Annotated in this window: 19 protein-coding genes; 5 read left to right on the plus strand and 14 right to left on the minus strand. The window is 69.5% G+C overall.

The genetic code is table 11. The features are described 5' to 3' along the window. Positions 1–9: 9 nt before the first annotated feature. Complete coding sequence (hemW, locus tag M9979_RS12630) at positions 10–1,170, minus strand: radical SAM family heme chaperone HemW (protein WP_254289719.1); 1,161 nt, start codon at positions 1,168–1,170, stop codon at positions 10–12. Positions 1,171–1,191: 21 nt separating this feature from the next. Here hemW and M9979_RS12635 point away from each other — a divergent pair, with 21 nt between their 5' ends. Further along, positions 1,192–1,752 (plus strand): CAP domain-containing protein, encoded by a 561-nt coding sequence (locus M9979_RS12635; protein WP_422922062.1) that lies wholly within the window; start codon positions 1,192–1,194, stop codon positions 1,750–1,752. 99 nt (positions 1,753–1,851) lie between these two features. Here the strand turns inward: M9979_RS12635 and M9979_RS12640 are convergent, their stop codons facing one another. The 3 genes from M9979_RS12640 to rph are packed head-to-tail and all read right to left on the minus strand — an operon-like array spanning position 1,852 to position 3,851. Next, positions 1,852–2,511, minus strand: a complete 660-nt coding sequence (locus M9979_RS12640) for a GNAT family N-acetyltransferase (RefSeq protein ID WP_254289721.1) — start codon at positions 2,509–2,511, stop codon at positions 1,852–1,854. Between the two features lie 3 nt (positions 2,512–2,514). Continuing rightward, on the minus strand, positions 2,515–3,141 hold the full coding sequence (gene rdgB, locus M9979_RS12645; RefSeq protein WP_254289722.1) for an RdgB/HAM1 family non-canonical purine NTP pyrophosphatase: 627 nt from the start codon (positions 3,139–3,141) through the stop codon (positions 2,515–2,517). Beyond that, positions 3,138–3,851, minus strand: a complete 714-nt coding sequence (gene rph / locus M9979_RS12650; RefSeq protein ID WP_254289723.1) for a ribonuclease PH — start codon at positions 3,849–3,851, stop codon at positions 3,138–3,140. The genes rdgB and rph overlap by 4 nt, the downstream gene beginning before the upstream one ends. Before the next feature lie 260 nt (positions 3,852–4,111). On the opposite strand from rph, the gene hrcA reads away from it, so the two are divergent. Both hrcA and grpE read left to right on the plus strand, forming a co-directional pair. Next, positions 4,112–5,152 carry a heat-inducible transcriptional repressor HrcA gene (gene hrcA / locus M9979_RS12655; protein ID WP_254289724.1) on the plus strand — a complete coding sequence of 347 codons (1,041 nt, stop codon included), beginning with the start codon at positions 4,112–4,114 and terminating at the stop codon, positions 5,150–5,152. A gap of 16 nt (positions 5,153–5,168) precedes the next feature. Continuing rightward, positions 5,169–5,723, plus strand: coding sequence for a nucleotide exchange factor GrpE (gene grpE / locus M9979_RS12660; protein ID WP_254289725.1), 555 nt, complete (start codon positions 5,169–5,171; stop codon positions 5,721–5,723). Positions 5,724–5,744: 21 nt separating this feature from the next. Here the strand turns inward: grpE and M9979_RS12665 are convergent, their stop codons facing one another. Both M9979_RS12665 and M9979_RS12670 read right to left on the minus strand, forming a co-directional pair. Continuing rightward, positions 5,745–5,999, minus strand: a complete 255-nt coding sequence (locus M9979_RS12665) for a BrnA antitoxin family protein (protein ID WP_254289726.1) — start codon at positions 5,997–5,999, stop codon at positions 5,745–5,747. Then, positions 5,968–6,237, minus strand: coding sequence for a BrnT family toxin (locus tag M9979_RS12670; protein WP_254289727.1), 270 nt, complete (start codon positions 6,235–6,237; stop codon positions 5,968–5,970). Before M9979_RS12670 ends, M9979_RS12665 begins: the two co-directional genes overlap by 32 nt. A 72-nt stretch (positions 6,238–6,309) precedes the next feature. Between M9979_RS12670 and M9979_RS12675 the strand changes: the two genes are divergently transcribed. After that, positions 6,310–7,536 carry a threonine synthase gene (locus tag M9979_RS12675; RefSeq protein WP_254289728.1) on the plus strand — a complete coding sequence of 409 codons (1,227 nt, stop codon included), beginning with the start codon at positions 6,310–6,312 and terminating at the stop codon, positions 7,534–7,536. 16 nt (positions 7,537–7,552) lie between these two features. Here the strand turns inward: M9979_RS12675 and M9979_RS12680 are convergent, their stop codons facing one another. From M9979_RS12680 to M9979_RS12700, 6 genes are all read right to left on the minus strand, one after another. Further along, positions 7,553–8,011 carry a vgr related protein gene (locus M9979_RS12680; RefSeq protein WP_254289729.1) on the minus strand — a complete coding sequence of 153 codons (459 nt, stop codon included), beginning with the start codon at positions 8,009–8,011 and terminating at the stop codon, positions 7,553–7,555. A gap of 122 nt (positions 8,012–8,133) precedes the next feature. Continuing rightward, positions 8,134–8,325 (minus strand): DUF3526 domain-containing protein, encoded by a 192-nt coding sequence (locus M9979_RS17425; protein WP_422922082.1) that lies wholly within the window; start codon positions 8,323–8,325, stop codon positions 8,134–8,136. After that, positions 8,295–8,822 carry a DUF3526 domain-containing protein gene (locus tag M9979_RS12685; RefSeq protein ID WP_422922066.1) on the minus strand — a complete coding sequence of 176 codons (528 nt, stop codon included), beginning with the start codon at positions 8,820–8,822 and terminating at the stop codon, positions 8,295–8,297. The genes M9979_RS17425 and M9979_RS12685 overlap by 31 nt, the downstream gene beginning before the upstream one ends. A 100-nt stretch (positions 8,823–8,922) precedes the next feature. Beyond that, positions 8,923–9,732 (minus strand): phosphate/phosphite/phosphonate ABC transporter substrate-binding protein, encoded by an 810-nt coding sequence (locus M9979_RS12690; protein WP_254289730.1) that lies wholly within the window; start codon positions 9,730–9,732, stop codon positions 8,923–8,925. Beyond that, positions 9,729–10,643, minus strand: coding sequence for a fatty acid desaturase (locus M9979_RS12695; RefSeq protein ID WP_254289731.1), 915 nt, complete (start codon positions 10,641–10,643; stop codon positions 9,729–9,731). Before M9979_RS12695 ends, M9979_RS12690 begins: the two co-directional genes overlap by 4 nt. 2 nt (positions 10,644–10,645) lie before the next feature. After that, complete coding sequence (locus tag M9979_RS12700; protein ID WP_254289732.1) at positions 10,646–11,278, minus strand: peroxiredoxin; 633 nt, start codon at positions 11,276–11,278, stop codon at positions 10,646–10,648. Positions 11,279–11,456: 178 nt separating this feature from the next. Between M9979_RS12700 and M9979_RS12705 the strand changes: the two genes are divergently transcribed. Next, a complete protein-coding gene (locus M9979_RS12705; RefSeq protein WP_254289733.1) occupies positions 11,457–13,625 on the plus strand; it encodes a prolyl oligopeptidase family serine peptidase in 2,169 nt (722 codons plus the stop codon). A 250-nt stretch (positions 13,626–13,875) separates the two neighbouring features. Here M9979_RS12705 and M9979_RS12710 read toward each other — a convergent pair whose 3' ends face one another. Both M9979_RS12710 and M9979_RS12715 read right to left on the minus strand, forming a co-directional pair. Beyond that, a complete protein-coding gene (locus tag M9979_RS12710) occupies positions 13,876–15,591 on the minus strand; it encodes a flotillin family protein (RefSeq protein ID WP_254289734.1) in 1,716 nt (571 codons plus the stop codon). A gap of 34 nt (positions 15,592–15,625) precedes the next feature. Continuing rightward, a complete protein-coding gene (locus M9979_RS12715; RefSeq protein WP_254289735.1) occupies positions 15,626–16,243 on the minus strand; it encodes an OB-fold-containig protein in 618 nt (205 codons plus the stop codon). Positions 16,244–16,313: the final 70 nt, after the last annotated feature.

Consider the following 16,313-nt stretch of genomic DNA (forward strand, 5'->3'; position numbering starts at 1 on the left):
ATCTCTTCTTTATCGGCGAGACGGTTCGTCCGTCACCACCAGCGGCAAAATCGCATCGAGTAACAGCGCGCCCGCCTCGGTGATGCGCAGGCGGTCGGCGTCGTGCGCGATCAGGCCCTGTGCTGCGAGGCGCGTCACCGCGTCCCAGGCGATCGGGGCGGTGCCGCCGGCGAGAGTGGCGACGTGGGTGAGGTCGACGCCTTCGCGCAGGCGCAGGCCCATGATGAGCGCTTCGGTGGCGCGGTCGTGGGGGACGAGGGGGTCCTCGATCTGCGTGCCGTGCCCGTTGCGGGCGACCGCGGACAGCCAGTTTTCGGGCTTCTTGTGGCGCTGCGTCGCCATCGCCCGGCGGCGGCCGTGCGCGCCGGGGCCGATGCCGGCGTAATCGCGATAGCGCCAGTAGGTGAGGTTGTGGCGGCTCTCCGCGCCGAGCCGCGCATGGTTCGAGGTTTCGTAGGCGGGGAGGCCCGCGGCGCCGGTCATCGCGCGCGTCGCCTCGAACAGGTCGGCGGCGGTGTCGCCGTCGGGGATGATGAGGCGGCCCTGTGCCGCCTCGGTGGCGAAGCGGGTGCCGGGTTCGATCGTCAACTGGTAGAGCGACAGATGCTCGGTGCCGAACGATAAAGCGCGGGCGAGTTCGGCCTCCCACGCGGCGAGGCTCTGGCCGGGGAGGGCGTAGATCAGGTCGAAGCTGACGCGTTCGAAATGGCGCTGGGCGGTCGCGAGCGCGGCGAGGCCTTCGTCGACGCCGTGCGCGCGGTCGAGGAAGCGTAGCGCGGTGTCGTCGAGCGATTGCAGGCCGAGCGAGATGCGGTTGACGCCGGCGGCGGCGAGGTCGGCGAAGCGCGCCGCCTCGACCGAGGAGGGGTTCGCCTCCAGCGTGATCTCGATGTCCGGGGCGGGCGACCAGTGGGTCTGCGCGGCGTCGAGGATCGCGGCGACCGTCGCGGGCGGCATCAGCGAGGGCGTGCCGCCGCCGAAGAAGATCGACCCCAGCGTGCGGCCGGGCAGCATGCCGGCTTCGTGCGCGAGGTCGGCGAGCAATGCGTCGCGCCACGCCTGCTGGTCCACCACATCGCGGACGTGGCTGTTGAAGTCGCAATAGGGGCATTTGGAGACGCAGAACGGCCAGTGGACGTAGAGCGCGAGCGGCGTCTTGTCGGAATTCATGATGGTGCCGATATGGCGGCGATGATGCCGAAACGCCATCCATGGCTTGCTGCCGCCCTGCTGTTCGTCGCGGCGTGTGCGCAAGCGCCCGAGCGCGTGGTCGAGCCGCGCACCGGTAGCGAGCCGGCGGCGCGTGGATCGGTGGTACTGCGCGCGGCGATGCTGAGCGGGCACAATCGCGCGCGCGCCGCGGTGGGCGTGGCGCCGCTGGCGTGGAGCGAGACGCTGGCGGCGTCGGCACAGGGCTATGCCGAGACGATGGCGCGGACCGGGCGGTTCGAACATGCCGTGCAGTCGATCGGCATGGACCGGCAGGGCGAGAATTTGTGGACCGGCACGCGCGGCGCCTATCGCTACGACGAGATGGTCGGGCATTGGGTCGCGGAGAAGCGCGACTTCGTGAACCTGCCGGTGCCCAACTTCAGCCGCACCGGGCGGTGGCAGGATGTCGGCCATTACGGGCAGGTGGTCTGGCGGGGCACGACGACGGTCGGCTGCGCGCTCGCGAGCAATGCGACGGACGATTATCTGGTGTGCCGCTATGCGCCGCCGGGGAATGTGGTGGGGAGCGTGGCCTACTGATCCTCCCCGGTACGGGGAGGGGGACCGCTCGGCGTCAGCCGAGTGGTGGAGGGGGGCTTCCGCGAGCGAATCGTTTGGGGAAGCCCCCCTCCGTCACCGCTACGCGGCGCCACCTCCCCGTGCCGGGGAGGATTTGAGGCGTGTCGCGGTCGTGTAGGGCGCGTACACCCGCCAGCCGAGCGACCCATACAGCGCCGCGCCCATTGCGGTGGCGGTGAGGATTTCGCGCGTTGCGGGATCGCGCGCCGCGCCCAGCGCGGCCATCAGCGCGCGGCCGAGGCCGCGGCGGCGGTGGGCTTCCTGCACGACGATGCGGTCGTAGACGAAGATGCCGTCCAGCTGCGCGGCATAGCCGCTGGCCGCGGTGTCGCCTGCCGGATCGGTGATCGTGACGTGGGTGACGCCGCCGGCGCTGGTCGATGCGAGGTCGTAACCGGGCGGCAGCGCGCAGGACGCGGCGACCACGCGATCCGGCACCATCATGTAATTGGCGTCGGTGATCGTCCAGTCCGCCGGCAGCAGCGCGCCGAAGGTGGCGGCGTCGGCGCAGAGTTTCACGAACACGCGCGGTTCGGCGACCGTCGCGAGCAGTTGCGTCAGGCCGGGGCTCGCCTGCGCGAAGACATAGCGGCGCAGTTCCGCCTCGCCGCCGGTATCGACGCGCCAGCCGCCATGGTCGGCGACCGGCCGGGGCAGGCCGCGCGACAGCGAGCGGGCGGCGAGCCAGCCCTGGACGAGGACCGGATCGACGCCCGCCATCGCCTACAGCACCGCGGCGACCAGCTGGCGGAACGCGTCGGCGCGGTGGCTGACGGCGTGCTTGGCATCCGCGTCCATCTCGCCGAACGTCTCGGTCCCGCCGACCGGCAGGAACATCGCGTCATAGCCGAAGCCGTTGCCCCCGCGCGGCGGCCAGACGAGCGTGCCGTCGACGCGGCCTTCGAACCATTCGACGTGGCCGTCGGGCCAGGCGAGCGCCAGCGCGCAGACGAAATGCGCGTCGCGGGGCTGGTCGGGTTCCTCGTTGAGGCGGTCCTCGACGAGGCGCATCGCGTGGCCGAAGTCCTTCGATTCGCCGGCCCAGCGTGCCGAGAAGATGCCGGGATCGCCGCCCAGCGCATCGACGCACAGGCCGCTGTCGTCGGCGAGCGCGGGCAGACCCGACAGATCGGCGGCGATCCGCGCCTTCAATTCGGCGTTCGCCACGAAGGTGGTGCCGGTCTCCTCGGGCTCGGGCAGGTCGAGATCCGCCGCGGAGACGGGTTCGATGCCGTAGGGCCCGAGCAGCTCGGCGATCTCGCGGACCTTGCCGGAGTTGTGGCTGGCGATGACCAGCTGGCCCGGCGCCAGCTTGCGGATCGCCTGGGGGATGTCGCCCTCGCCGCTCATTTTACCGCGCGGTCCTGTGCGGCGAAGATCTCGGTGCAGCCGATCCGCGCGAGGCGGAGCAGGCGGAGCAGCGCCTCTTCGTCATAGGTGGCGTGTTCGGCGGTCGCCTGCGCCTCTGCGATATTGCCGTTTTCGAGCAGGACGAAATTGCCGTCCGCATCCGCACCCGAATCCTCGACGTAATCGAGGTCGAGGACGGGCGTGCCCTGATAGATGCCGCAGCTGACCGCGGCGACCTTCTGCACGATCGGGTCGACGGTCAGCTTGCCGCTGGCGAGCAGCGTGTTGACCGCGAGGCGCAGCGCGACCCACGCGCCCGAAATCGCCGCGGTGCGGGTGCCGCCGTCGGCCTGGATGACGTCGCAATCGAGCGTGATCTGGCGTTCGCCGAGCAACTTCATGTCGACCACCGAGCGCAAACTGCGGCCGATCAGCCGCTGGATTTCCTGCGTGCGGCCCGACTGCTTGCCCTTGGCGGCCTCGCGGCTGCCGCGGGTATGCGTGGCGCGGGGGAGCATGCCGTATTCGGCGGTGACCCAGCCTTCGCCCTTGCCGCGCAGGAACGGCGGCACGCGCTCTTCGAGGCTGGCGGTGACCAGCACCTTCGTATCGCCGAAGCCGACCAGCACCGATCCTTCGGCGTGGCGGGTGAAGTTCGGTTCGATGCTGATGGGGCGCATCTGATCGGGGGCGCGGCCGCTGGGGCGCATTCAACTCTCCTCAAGGTCTGATGCGGCAGCCCTAGACGGCGGTGCGGTGCGACGCCAGTAGGGAGGGGCGAGGTTGCCTCCCTCCTCCGTCACCCCGGACTTGTTCCGGGGTCCACTCCGCGGCGAGGCGTGCGGTCTAAGGGGAGAGCGCACGCCTGCGGAACGGTGGACCCCGGAACAAGTCCGGGGTGACGAAGGGATTGGCGTGAGGACAGCCCAAGACCTGTTGTCGCGCCGCGATCCGCCCTAGATAAAGGCGCATGACCCCGCCCGTCACCGAACTGACCGATCGCGCGCGCGACATCTTTCGCACGGTGGTCGACGGCTACGTCGCCAATGGCATGCCGATGGGGTCGAAGACGATCGCGGCGGCGTCCGGCCTCAATCTGTCGCCGGCGTCGATCCGCGGGGTGATGCAGGAGCTGGAGGAGCTGGGGCTGCTCGCGTCCCCGCATACCAGCGCCGGGCGGATCCCGACCGAGCGCGGCCTCCGGCTGTTCGTCGACGGCATGATGCAGGCGCTCGAACCCTCCGCCGAGGAGCGCGCGGCGATCGAATCGCGCGTCGGCTATCACGGGCCGGTCGAGGAGGCGCTGGCGGCGACGACGGCGGCGCTGTCCGGCCTGTCGGCGTGCGCGGGGCTGGTGATGGTGCCCAAGCGCGAGCTGGCGCTGCGCTCGATCGGCTTCGTCGCCTTGTCCGCGACTCAGGCGATGGCGGTGCTGGTCAGCGAGGACGGCTCGGTCGAGAACCGGGTCATCCAGTTGCCCGTCGGTATGACGCCCTCCGCGCTGGTCGAGGCGGGCAATTACATGACCGCGACGTTGGGCGGGCTGACGCTTGCCGAGGCGCGGGCGCGGATCGGGCGGCAGCTGGAGGAGGATGCGGCGGCGCTCGACGGCGCGGCGCGTGCGCTGGTCGAGGCGGGGCTGGTGGTGTGGAGCGAGGACAATTCGCGCCGCCCGGTGCTGATCGTGCGGGGGCAGGGGCGGCTGATCGACGCCGCCGCCGCCGCCGACCTCGACCGGGTGCGCGACCTGCTCGACGATCTGGAGGGCAAGCAGGAAATCGCGCAGCTGCTCGACAGCGCGAGCGCCGGCAATGCGACCCGCATCTTCATCGGCGCGGAGAACAAGTTGTTCGCATTGTCAGGCTCTTCGGTGATCGCGCGACCCTTTCGCGGAGCCGGCGGGCGGGTGGTCGGCGTGGTCGGCGTGATCGGGCCGACGCGGTTGAACTATGCGCGCGTCGTGCCCATGGTGGATTTCACGGCGGCGACGCTCGCCCGATTGATGGGCTGATACTACAGGGACCTACATGACCGAAGAGACCAAGATGCCTCAGGACTCTGGCGCGGACGCCTTGCGCCAGGAGACGGCGGAGGCCGCGCCCGAAGTGGCCGAACACGATCGCGTCGCCGAGCTGGAGAACCAGCTGGCCGAGGCGAAGCAGCAGACGCTGTACGCGCAGGCCGAGATCCAGAACGTGCGCCGCCGCACCGAAAAGGAAGTGGCCGATGCGCGCAATTACGCGACGACGTCGTTCGCGCGCGACATCCTGTCGGTGGCGGACAATCTGTCACGCGGCCTGTCGGCGATCCCCGCCGAGCTGCGCGCCGACGAGAAGCTGAAGGGCCTCGTCACCGGACTGGAGGCAACGGGGCGCGAGCTGGAGAGCGTGTTCGCACGCAACGGCATCACCCGCATCGAGGCGATGGGCGCGAGCCTCGACCCCAACAAGCACCAGGCGATGATGGAAGTGCCGAGCGACGCCGCGCCCGGCACGATCGTGCAGGAGATGCAGGCGGGCTATATGCTCAAGGACCGGCTGCTCCGCCCGGCGCTGGTCGGGGTGGCGAAGAAGCCGGATTGAGCGTGGCGGGCGGCGCGGGGTTCAGACCTGCGCCGCCTTCAACGCCGCGTTGATCCGCGCCTGCCAGCCGGGGCCGGTGGCGCGGAACTTGGCGAGGATGTCGGCGTCGAGGCGCAGCGTCACCTGTTGCTTGGTCGGCGCCGCCTGCGCGCCGCGCACGCGCAGGCGCTCACGCCGTTCGGCGAGCGCCTGTTGCAGCGCCTCTTCGGTGATGTCGCCATCCTCGGGATCGTTGGGATCGGCCTTAATTGCTATCGTAGATGCGGCGCTCGCCATCGTTACTTCTCCTGACCGAGATCATTCGGACTGTCCGATCGCGATAGACGTGAACGGCAGTCCATAATCGTCCGTCCACTATGCCAATCGCTCTGAACCGGCGCTCGCCGTCTTCGACGCGAATAGTCGGAACGATCACGACGGCATCATCGGCCCATATCTGTTCGCCAAAGGCCAGCGATACGCCATGTTTGGCCCGGTTTATCACGTCCTTCGCCGGGTCGAACGTGATGTCCATGGCTGATTGTAGCTACGATCAGGCGTTCAATCAAGTGGACGCTATGGCCTTGAGAAGGCTATCGCTTCCCTCATGAACCCCAATCTCACCACCGATCGGCCGACCTTCGTCACCCACCTCGAATGTTCGCTGACCGGCGAGCGCTATGACGCGGATCGGCTGCATGGGCTGTCGCGCGCCGGGCGGCCGTTGCTGGTGCGCTACGACCTCGACGCGATCGGTGCTGCGCTGTCCAGAGCCGCGCTCGAGGGCCGGCCGACCGATCTGTGGCGGTGGCGCGAGCTGTTGCCGGTGCGGCGGACGGAGAATGTCGTCAGCCTGGGCGAGATCGAGACGCCGTTGATCCCGCTGCTCGCCAGCGGCGGTGGCGGCAACGTGTGGGTCAAGGACGAGGGGCGGTTGCCGACCGGCAGCTTCAAGGCGCGCGGCCTCGTGATGGCGGTGGCGATGGCCAAGGAGCTGGGCGTCACCAGAATCGCGATGCCGACCAACGGCAACGCCGGCGCGGCGCTCGCCGCGTATGCGACGCGGGTGGGGATCGAGACGATCGTCTTCTGCCCCGAGGATACGCCCGAGGTGAACGTGCGCGAGATCGCGATGCAGGGCGCGCGGGTGTGGCGGGTCAACGGCCTGATCGACGATTGCGGGGCGATCGTGGGGAAGGGCGCCGCCGAGGGGCGCTGGTTCGATTTCTCGACGCTCAAGGAACCCTATCGCATCGAGGGCAAGAAGACGATGGGGCTGGAGCTCGCCGCGCAACTGGGGTGGGAATTGCCCGATGCGATCTTCTATCCGACCGGCGGCGGGACGGGCCTCATCGGCATGTGGAAGGCGTTCGCCGAGCTGGAGGCGATGGGCTGGATCGGCGCGAAGCGGCCGCGGATGTATGCGGTGCAGGCGTCGGGGTGTGCGCCGATCGTGCGCGCGTTCGAGGCTGGGGTCGAGCATGCCGAGCGGTGGGAGGATGCAGCTACCGTCGCGGCGGGGATTCGCGTGCCGAAGGCGGTGGGCGATTTCCTGATCCTGCGTGCGGTGCGGGAAAGCGGGGGCAAGGCGGTCGGCGTCGGCGATCCGGCGATCCTGAAGGCGGTGGACGAGGCGGCGCGCAGGGACGGGCTGCTGCTGTGTCCCGAGGGCGGCGCGACGCTCGCCGCCTATCGCGAGGCGCTGAAGACCGGCGAGGTCGATGCCGACGAACGGGTGGTGCTGTTCAACTGCGCGACGGGGCTCAAATACCCGATGCCGGAGGCGCCGCGGACGCTCGACCGGCATGCGGCGATCGATTTCGATCTGTTGTAGGGCTGCCGTTCGGGGTTCACCCGAACGGCAGCAGCGTCTCGTACTGTGCCAGCGCGGGCGCGCCGGGGATGCGGGCGCCGTGGCGGAGGAGGAAGGCGTGGCGGACGATCTCGCCCTGCTGTTCGATGCCGTAGCGGTGGAGCGGCCGGCCGGGCTTGAGCGCATAATCGTAGCGGCAGAAGGGATGGCGGGCGAGCGGCAGGCAGATCCCGCGCTGATGCTGCCAGATATGCACCATCTCGTGGATGAAGAGGCCCTGGTCGGTCAGCGCGGCGGCGGCGAAATCGTCGCGCCAGGCATGGCCCTTGGGGTGGAAATGGATGCAGCCGCGCGGCGCCATCACCGTGTCGCGCGGCTGGAAGAACGCCCATTTGCTGCGCGACAGGCGGACGGCGTCATAGTCGATCGTGTCGTGGAACACCGACGCCGCGAGCGCGCGTTCGCCGTCGGTGAGGGGGCGTGTCGGGGCGGGCATCGATTAGCGCGTGCACCCGATAAGGGTCCGGCGAAACCGCGGTCGATCGGTCATGCATGTCCCCTCTCTACCCGTCGTCCATAAGCGAAGGCGATCACCCCGACCAGCGCGGCATCGCCCCGTCATCGCGAATCGAAGCGCGGGGCCTTGGCGAAGTCCGCCGCGCCGAACGGGCGATCGGTGAACAGATAGCCGTAATAGAAGCGGCGCAGGTCGCAGTGGAAGGCGCGGATGCGATTCCGATAGGCGAGCTGCGCGTGCAGATCGGTGCCGGCGAGCCGGGTCAGCGCCGCCTGGATGCCGACCGGCGGCAGGACCCAGCCGAGAGCGCCTCCGCCGCGGCGGCGCGGCGCTCCAGCCCGGCGCGATAGGCAGCGACGCGGCCGGCGACGGCGGCATCGCCGTTCTCGTGGAAGGCTAGATACCATTTGTAGTGGAAGGCGGTGGGCAGCGGCGGCGAACCGGACCATTCGGGGTGGGCGGCGTAGAAGCGGCGCATCGTTTCCTCGCGCGGGATGTCCCAGGCGCGGTTCACCGTCTCGCGCTGCGCGAGCGCGATCTCGCTGCCCTGGACGACGGGGACGGCGCGATCGATCGCGACATGCGCGAGTGTCGGCGCGACGAGCACGATGAGCAACCACGCCGCGCCGAGCGTCGCCGCATTGGCGACCGAACTCCAGCCGAGGCGCGCGACCAGCGCGGCGAGCAGGATCCAGAAGGCGGCATAGCCAGCGGCGATCAGCAGCACGAGCGCGATCGTCCCCACGGCGACGCCGGACAGCGCCGCGCCGACGACGAACGAGAACGTCACCGACGCTTATTAACTCGAAAGCTCGTTCAGCACGGTGTGGATCACGCCGGGCAGCCGGCGCACGGTGCGGGGACGGATCGCGGTCGCGTTGTAGGCGGCCCTATTGCAGGCGGGCGTATCCGGCGCGGGCGGCGTCGCGTTCGAGGCCACGGAGCGCGGCGAAGCGGTGGATGCTGGCGGGCACGATGCGCTCGAGGAACAGTGTGTCGCGCGTCTCCGCCAGAGCCGGTGCGGTCGACACCTCGTCGAGTGCGGCGCGCAGCAGCGCCAGCGTGGTGCGCGAGGTGTGGCGGCTGGTGACGAAGGGGAGCGTGGGCGAGGAATCGGTCGCGGCGAGGATGCGCAACCCCGCCACCGCCTCCGGCTCGAAACGGGCGATCGCCGCCCAGGTGACCGCATCGATCGCGGCGATATCGACGTCGCCGCCCGCCACCGCAGCGACGCTGCCGCGGTGCGATCCGGTGTCGATCACCGCGGCGAACATCGGCGTGCGCCCGGCGCAGCGGGCGATCGCCGCGCGGAACAGGTTGTAGCCGCTGTTCGAGGTGGCGGCGTTGATCGCGGCGCGGGCGCCGCGATAATCGGCGATGCCGCGACGGCCGTCGTCGCGGCGGGTGACGATATGGCTGAAATGGCGCGCCCCCGCGCAGCCGGGCACGGCATAGACGGGCACGGCGACGACGCGCAGGTCGAGATCGGGATCGGTGACGAGCGGATAGCCGCACGCCTGCGCGATCAGCAGCGCGGGGTCGCGCCAGATCGCCTCGGGCGGGCGCGTTCGATCGAGCCGCTCCGGCGCCGCGACGCCGCGACGGCGCAACGCCTCGCCCAGCGCGGTCCACAGCGCATCGTTCGCCGCCTGTTGTGCGGGGTGGTCGTACATGCCGAGCGAGGCGATACCGGCGGTCATTCGCGCGCATCCTGCGCCGGATGGGGGGCCGGATGGAGGATCGCATCGTGCCGCCGCAGCGCAAAGCGGCGGACGATCTCGCCATAGCTGCGGTAGGTGCGGCCGGCCAGCGCCTCCAGCCGTGCGGCATGGTGGCGGTGATAGGCGGGCAGGCGATACCAGGGCACGCCGGGACGCTCGTGATGCGCGGCGTGCAGGTTGTTGTTGAGGAACAGCAGCGCGAAGACGCCGCCGTGCCGCACCGTCGCCGCGCGTGCCGGTCCGGGCAGGTCGGCGCGATGCTCCGCGAACGACCGCAACAGGGTGAGCGCCATCCCCGGATAGACGACGAACAGCAGGTAGCGCCCGATCCCGAAGCCGGTCCAGTCGAGCCAGGCGAGGATCGGCGCGATGGCCAGCAGGTGCGGCAGCCAGTCGCGCACCACCGCGCTGGAATCGCGGCGCCAGCGCACGCGCTCGTCGCGCAGCAGCGCCAGCACGGCGAGCGGCGGCCCGAATACCAGCCGTCCGACCAGCGTCGACTGGAGCGCCGCGAACCAGTGCCACGGCGCGGCGTCGGTGGCGAGATAGCGCGATTCGGGGTCCTCGACCGGATCGGTGATCCGCGCGCTGGCGTGATGCGCGATATGGCTGCGCCGGTAGAGCGGATAGGGCAGCCACAGCGCCAGCGGCGGATAGCCGATGGCGTCGTCGAGCATGCCGATGCCGGTCGGATGGCCGTGGATCGTCTCATGCTGCAGCGATCCCTGCCACGCGATCAGCCAGCCGCCGATCGCGACGATCGCGATTGTGGGCAGCGCGGCGTGCCACCAGGTCAGCGCCAGCCATCCGCCATAGATCGCCGCCGCGAGCGCGACCGTCGGCCATTCGACGCCGCGTCGCGCGTGCGGCGGCTGCGATGGCGCGGCCATGGTCACGCCGGCTGCTTGACGACCCGCAGATAGGGCGTCGGCGCCGCCCAGCCGTCCGGGAACAGGCTGCGCGCCGCGTCGTCGTCGACCGAGGGGACGATGATGACGTCGCCGCCCTGCTGCCAGTTCGCCGGGGTCGCGACCTTGTGCCGGTCGGTCAGCTGCAGGCTGTCGATCGTGCGCAGGATCTCGGCGAAATTGCGCCCCGTCGAGGCGGGGTAGGTCAGCGTCAGCCGCAGCTTCTTCGCCGGATCGATGACCAGCACGGTGCGCACCGTCGTCGTGTCCGACGCATGCGGGTGGATGAGGTCGAGCGTCTCCGACACCGAACGGTCGTGATCCGCGATCAGCGGGAAATTGAGCGCGGTCCCTTGCGTCCGGGCGATGTCGTCGGCCCAGCGTGCGTGGCTGTCGACCGCATCGACCGACAGGCCGACGACCTTCACCCCGCGCCGTTCGAACTCGGGTTTCAGCGCGGCGACCGCGCCGAGTTCGGTGGTGCAGACGGGGGTGAAGTCGCGCGGATGCGAAAACAGCACGACCCAGCTGTCGCCGGCCCAGTCGTACAGGCCGAACCGCCCGATCGTCGAATCCTGGGTAAAGTCGGGAACGGTATCGCCGAGTTTCAGTGACATGGCAGGTCCTCCTGCCGCCATTCTCTACTAAGTTGGTGGGATATGAAGGGAGCTTTGCTGGGGTGGGGCAAAGCTGCCCTTCGTCCGCCCGGCGCGACGCGGTTCGCAGGCCGGTTGACGAGCCGGGCGCGATGGAGCGAGACTGATCGCCATGGGGTGAAGACGAAGGGGGCGGACGATGAAGAGGATCCTGTTCACGGCGGCGTTGCTGATGCCGGCGACGGCGCCGGCGCAGACGGTGGCGATGCGGGGGCTGACGAACTTTCCCACGCTGCCGCGGGCCGAACCGTTCCGCGAAACGGTGTTCGGCGTCGCGATCGACGATCCCTATCGCTGGATGGAAAAGGCCGACGGGCGCGCCGCGCTCGAGACATGGGTCAATGCGTCGAGCGCGCATACCACCGCCGAGCTAGCCGCGCTGCCGGGACGCGAAGCGCTGTTCAAGGACATGCAGGCGCTGAGCCGCGCGGACAGCCGCTATTTCACCGCGCAGGAGGCGGGCGGCCGGCTGTTCTACGAGAAACTGGCGCCGGACAAGCAGATCCCGGTGCTGATGGTGCGCGAGGGCGGCAAGGACCGGCTGCTGCTCGATCCGATGGCGGGCACCGACGGCAAGACGCCGCGCGCGATCTCCAGCTTCTCGGTGTCGCCCGATGGCCGCTATGTCGCGATCCATATCGGCGAGGGCGGTGGCGAGACCGGCGCGATCCGCATCTACGACGTCGCCACCGGGCAACCGGGCGCGGACGTGCTGACCCCGGTATGGGGCGAATTCCGCGTCGGCTGGATCGACGACCGCACGGTCACCTACACCCGGCTGGCACCGACCGCGGCGGGCGGCGACCAGATGAAGAACATGGTCGCCTATCTGCACGTCCTCGGCACGCCGGTCACGCGCGACGTGGCGGTGCTGGGCGGCAGCGGTCCCGATCACGGCTTCAAGGTCGATCCTGCGCAATTTCCCATCGTCCTGCCCGATCCGACGTCGCCCTGGGTGCTGGCGATCGCGGCCAATGCGCGTGCGGAAATCCCGATCGCGGTCGGCCGGCTGGCCGACCTGCGCACCGGCAAGCCCGTCTGGACCAAAGTCGCCGACTATGACGACCGGATCAACAGCGCCGATATCGTCGGCGACACGCTCTATTACCTGACGAGCAAGACCGACGAGAATGGCGAGCTGCGCGCGATCGACCTGGCCGCGGGCGCGCCATCGCTCGCGCGCAGCCGGATGGTGATGGCGTCGGGCGGACGCGTGCTGAGCGGGATCACCGCCACCGACAGCGGGCTGTACGTCACGACCACGCTGCCATCGGCGGCGAGCGAATTGTGGTTCCTGCCCCGCAGCGGTGGCGCGCCGGAGAAGCTGGCGCTGCCGGCGAGCCAGTCGATCAACGACATGGCGGTGACGCCCGATCGCAAGGCGGTGACCTTCGCGATGGGCGGTTATACCGTGACCGACGCTTATTACCGCGCGGTCGCGGGCAAGGTCACGCCGCTTGGGCTGGCCAATGCGACGCCGCCCTCGGCGAAGGCGCGCACCGTCGTCGAGGAATGGGCGAACAGCGCCGACGGCACGCGGGTGCCGCTGACCATCGTTTATTCAGGCGTCTATTCCGGCCCGCGCAAGGGGCCGGCGCCGACGGTGATCGACGCTTATGGCGGCTATGGCGTGTCGGGCCAGCCCTTCTATTCGTCGAACTGGGACGTGTGGAACCAGCGCGGCGGCGTCTACGCCTATTGCCATATCCGCGGTGGCGGTGAGTTGGGCGAAGCGTGGCATCGCGGCGGCATGCTGGCGAACAAGGTCAATGCCCATGCCGATCTGATCGCGTGCGGTGAGCGGCTGGTGAAATTGGGCTATGCCACGCCCAAGACGCTCGGCATTTTCGGTTCCAGCGCGGGCGGGCTGCTGATCCCGCCGTCGGCGCTCAAGCGGCCCGACCTGTTCGCCGCGGTGGTGACGCGCGTCGGCATCGTCAACGCGACCCGGCTGGCGGCGGCGAACAACGGCCCCAACCAATATGGCGAGATGGGCGATCCGGGGACCGAGGCGGGGTTCAAGGCGCTGGCGGCGCAGGATTCGACGCTGCTGCTGGGTAAGGCGCCGGGCGGCACCGATTTCCTGTTCACGATCGGCCTCAACGACAAGCGCGTCGATCCGTGGATGTCGGCGAAGCTTGCCGCGATGATGCGCGCCAGATGGGGCGACCGGCACCTTGTCCTGATCCGTTCGGACGGCAAGGCGGGCCACGGTTTGGGCTCGACCCGCGACCAGACCATCGAGGAACGCGCCGATATCTTCGCCTTTTTCCTGAACCGCTTCGGCGCGCCCGGCTTCGTCCGGTAACGCGCGGTGCGCGGCGGGCGGCCACGATATGATAACCTCGGGGCACTTCCATCGAACAGGAAGGGCAATCGTTTGATACTTTTGGTTGATCCAACTCTCTACCGTTCGCCCTGAGCCTGTCGAAGGGCCTGAGACTCACCTGTGCTTCGACAGTGAGCAGGTGAAACGTCCCCCGGACGTTTCAGTCGAGGCCGGGGGCCTCGACGACCTGCTCACCAGCACGAACGGGTTCGCGTGAAGTCTTCTTGCTCTAATTGCCCGGTGACGGGGCGGCGGCGTCGTGTGCGGCGCTGCCGTTCGCGGCGCGCGGTGCGGGTGCGGCGCTGCCGTCGAGGATGCCGTTGAGCGATCCGCCGGTCATGCCGAGTTCGGCCATCAGCCCGTCGATCAGCGGGCCGCCGACGCGATAGCGCATCGCGGCGGCGACCGCGGCGTCGGCGAGATTGCCCTGGCCGCCGCTCGCGCCATGGTCGCCGCCGCCGTCGCCGTGCAGCCCGCGCGCATCGAGGATGCTGATCCGGTCGATCGCCTCCATCGGCTTGGCCGCCGCGGCGATGATCGCGGGCAGCGCGTCGAGCATCGCCTTGCGGATCAGCAGCGCGGTCTGCGCGTCGCTGAGGATGTTGGTCGCCTCGTTGATCGACGCCTGGCCCGCGGCATCGACCTTGAACGCCGCCTCGCGGCCCTCGGCACGCGCCTTTTCGGCGTCGGCCTCGGCGGTCGCTTCAGTGCGCAGCGCGATCGCGCGCGCTTCCGCGGCTTCCTTTTCCGCGGTGGCGGCGACGGTGATCTGCACGGCCTCTTCCTGCGCGCGCTGCGTCGCGGCGATGACCGCGACGTTCTTGTTGCGGTTGGCGATCTCGGTCGCCTTGGCGGTGATGACGCTTTCCTCGGCGCGGACGGCGAGCGCGCGCGCTTCGTTGGCGGCGGCGGTGGCGGTCGATTCTTCCTCCGACTTCTGCGCGGTCTGCACCGCGGTCGTGATGCGCGCGATCTCGATCGTGCGGTCGCGTTCGATCGTCGCGGTCTGGATCGCGCCGTCGCGGGCGATGGTGGCGGTCTTGACGACCTTGTCCGCCTCGGTCTGCGCGACGGTCTGCGCCTGCGTCGCGGTGATGCGCGCGATCTCGGCAAGGCGGGTCTGCTCGGCCTCCGCCGTGGCGATCGCGGTCGCCTGTTCGGCGCGGAGCGCGGCCAGCGTCTGCTCCTGCGTCAGCCGCGCCTGTTCGGCGGCCTGCGCGATCTCGAGGCTCTGGTTGTTGGCGGCGAGGTTGCGCTGTTCGATCTCGACGCGGTTGGTCGCGACGATGTCGTTGCGGATCTTCTTGCGCTCCTCGATCGTGCGGGTGAGCACGGTCAGCCCCTCGGCGTCGAAGGCGTTGTTTTCATTGAAATGTTCGAACGCGGTCTGGTCGAAATGGGTGATGCTGACCGATTCCAGCTGGAAGCCGTTCATGTCGAGGTCGGTCATCAGCGCCTCCTGCACCTTCTGGATGAAGTCGGCGCGGTTGGCGTGGAGGTGCTCCATCGTCATCGTCGCCGCGACCGAGCGCAGCGCGGAGACGAGCTTGCCGTCGAGCAGCGACTTCACCGCATCGGGGCTGTTGACCGAATCGCCCAGCGTCTGCGCGGCGGCGGCGATCGATTCGGCGTCCGGCTTCACCTTGATGTGGAACAGGCCGACGACGTCGACGCGCAACTTGTCGAGCGTGATGAGCGCGTCCTTGTTGAGGCGCGACACCTCCAGCTTCACCGTCGTCAGGCGGACCTGCATCAGCTCGTGCAGCACCGGGATGACCATGATGCCGCCGTTCAGCACCACCTTTTCCCCACCGAAGCCGGTGCGGATCAGCGCCACGTCCTTGGTCGCGCGGCGGTAGAGGCGGGTCAGGATGATGCCGATCACGACGAGCGCGAACAGCACGATGCCGGCGTAGATCAGGACGTTCAGAAGCGATGCAGGCATAAACCCTCCCCGTGGCGTGCCGAATGGCGGTAGGTCAGATCGATTGAAGAAGCGTGTCGCGATCGGGCAGCGCGAAGAACAGCGTGCCGTGGCGGCGGACGAGCAGCACCGTCTCGCCGGCCGGGATGACGGCGGTATCGTTATGCGGCTCGACCATGACGAAATGCGCCTGGCCGAACTGGTCGACGATCTTGGCGCGGGCGGGCGAGCCGCGACGCGCGACGCCCTCCAGCACGGTGCCGCGCCGGCGCAGCAGGTCTTCGGTCGAGATCACGCTGGTTTCGAAGCCGGGCATGATCCGCGCGAGCCCGTTGGCGACGACGGTGTTGAGAAGCCCGCCGGCGAGCAGCGCGCCGCCCGACGCCAGCGGCCAGGCAAGCGGCGCGCCCCACAGCGCCGACGCGCCCTGCTGGAGCGCGATGCCCGCCACGGTGAAGCAGCCGAGCAGCGAGGTGAGCCAGATCAGGATCGGCAGTTCGCCGCCGAGGCCCAGCCAGTCGAGCACGCCCGCATGCCCGTCGGCCGCGACGTCCGCGTCGAGGTCGAAGTGGCCGAGCCCCAGGCCGACCCCCTCGATCAGCCCGATCCCCAGCATGACGACGAAGGCGATCGCGAACGGAAGGTACGCCGGCGTCAGGAACTGCGCGAACATACGACGACGCTATCATGCGGATCGCGTCCTGTCAGGCCGAATTGAGGGGTACAACCTCCGGCGACACGGG

Origin of the sequence: Sphingomonas liriopis (assembly GCF_024211255.1) — a bacterium.
Classification (GTDB): domain Bacteria; phylum Pseudomonadota; class Alphaproteobacteria; order Sphingomonadales; family Sphingomonadaceae; genus Sphingomonas; species Sphingomonas liriopis.

Coding starts and splice junctions, on each gene's coding strand:
- hemW (WP_254289719.1), bottom strand. CDS start 1,170: ATGAATTCCGACAAGACGCCGCTCGCGCTCTACGTCCACTGGCCGTTC.
- rph (WP_254289723.1), bottom strand. CDS start 3,851: ATGCGCCCCAGCGGCCGCGCCCCCGATCAGATGCGCCCCATCAGCATC.
- M9979_RS12695 (WP_254289731.1), bottom strand. CDS start 10,643: ATGGCCGCGCCATCGCAGCCGCCGCACGCGCGACGCGGCGTCGAATGG.
- M9979_RS12635 (WP_422922062.1), top strand. CDS start 1,192: ATGATGCCGAAACGCCATCCATGGCTTGCTGCCGCCCTGCTGTTCGTC.
- rdgB (WP_254289722.1), bottom strand. CDS start 3,141: ATGAGCGGCGAGGGCGACATCCCCCAGGCGATCCGCAAGCTGGCGCCG.
- M9979_RS12710 (WP_254289734.1), bottom strand. CDS start 15,591: ATGCCTGCATCGCTTCTGAACGTCCTGATCTACGCCGGCATCGTGCTG.
- M9979_RS12715 (WP_254289735.1), bottom strand. CDS start 16,243: ATGTTCGCGCAGTTCCTGACGCCGGCGTACCTTCCGTTCGCGATCGCC.
- M9979_RS12705 (WP_254289733.1), top strand. CDS start 11,457: ATGAAGAGGATCCTGTTCACGGCGGCGTTGCTGATGCCGGCGACGGCG.
- M9979_RS12665 (WP_254289726.1), bottom strand. CDS start 5,999: ATGGCGAGCGCCGCATCTACGATAGCAATTAAGGCCGATCCCAACGAT.
- M9979_RS12680 (WP_254289729.1), bottom strand. CDS start 8,011: ATGCCCGCCCCGACACGCCCCCTCACCGACGGCGAACGCGCGCTCGCG.
- M9979_RS12690 (WP_254289730.1), bottom strand. CDS start 9,732: ATGACCGCCGGTATCGCCTCGCTCGGCATGTACGACCACCCCGCACAA.
- M9979_RS12700 (WP_254289732.1), bottom strand. CDS start 11,278: ATGTCACTGAAACTCGGCGATACCGTTCCCGACTTTACCCAGGATTCG.
- M9979_RS12670 (WP_254289727.1), bottom strand. CDS start 6,237: ATGGACATCACGTTCGACCCGGCGAAGGACGTGATAAACCGGGCCAAA.
- M9979_RS12675 (WP_254289728.1), top strand. CDS start 6,310: ATGAACCCCAATCTCACCACCGATCGGCCGACCTTCGTCACCCACCTC.
- grpE (WP_254289725.1), top strand. CDS start 5,169: ATGACCGAAGAGACCAAGATGCCTCAGGACTCTGGCGCGGACGCCTTG.
- M9979_RS12640 (WP_254289721.1), bottom strand. CDS start 2,511: ATGGCGGGCGTCGATCCGGTCCTCGTCCAGGGCTGGCTCGCCGCCCGC.
- hrcA (WP_254289724.1), top strand. CDS start 4,112: ATGACCCCGCCCGTCACCGAACTGACCGATCGCGCGCGCGACATCTTT.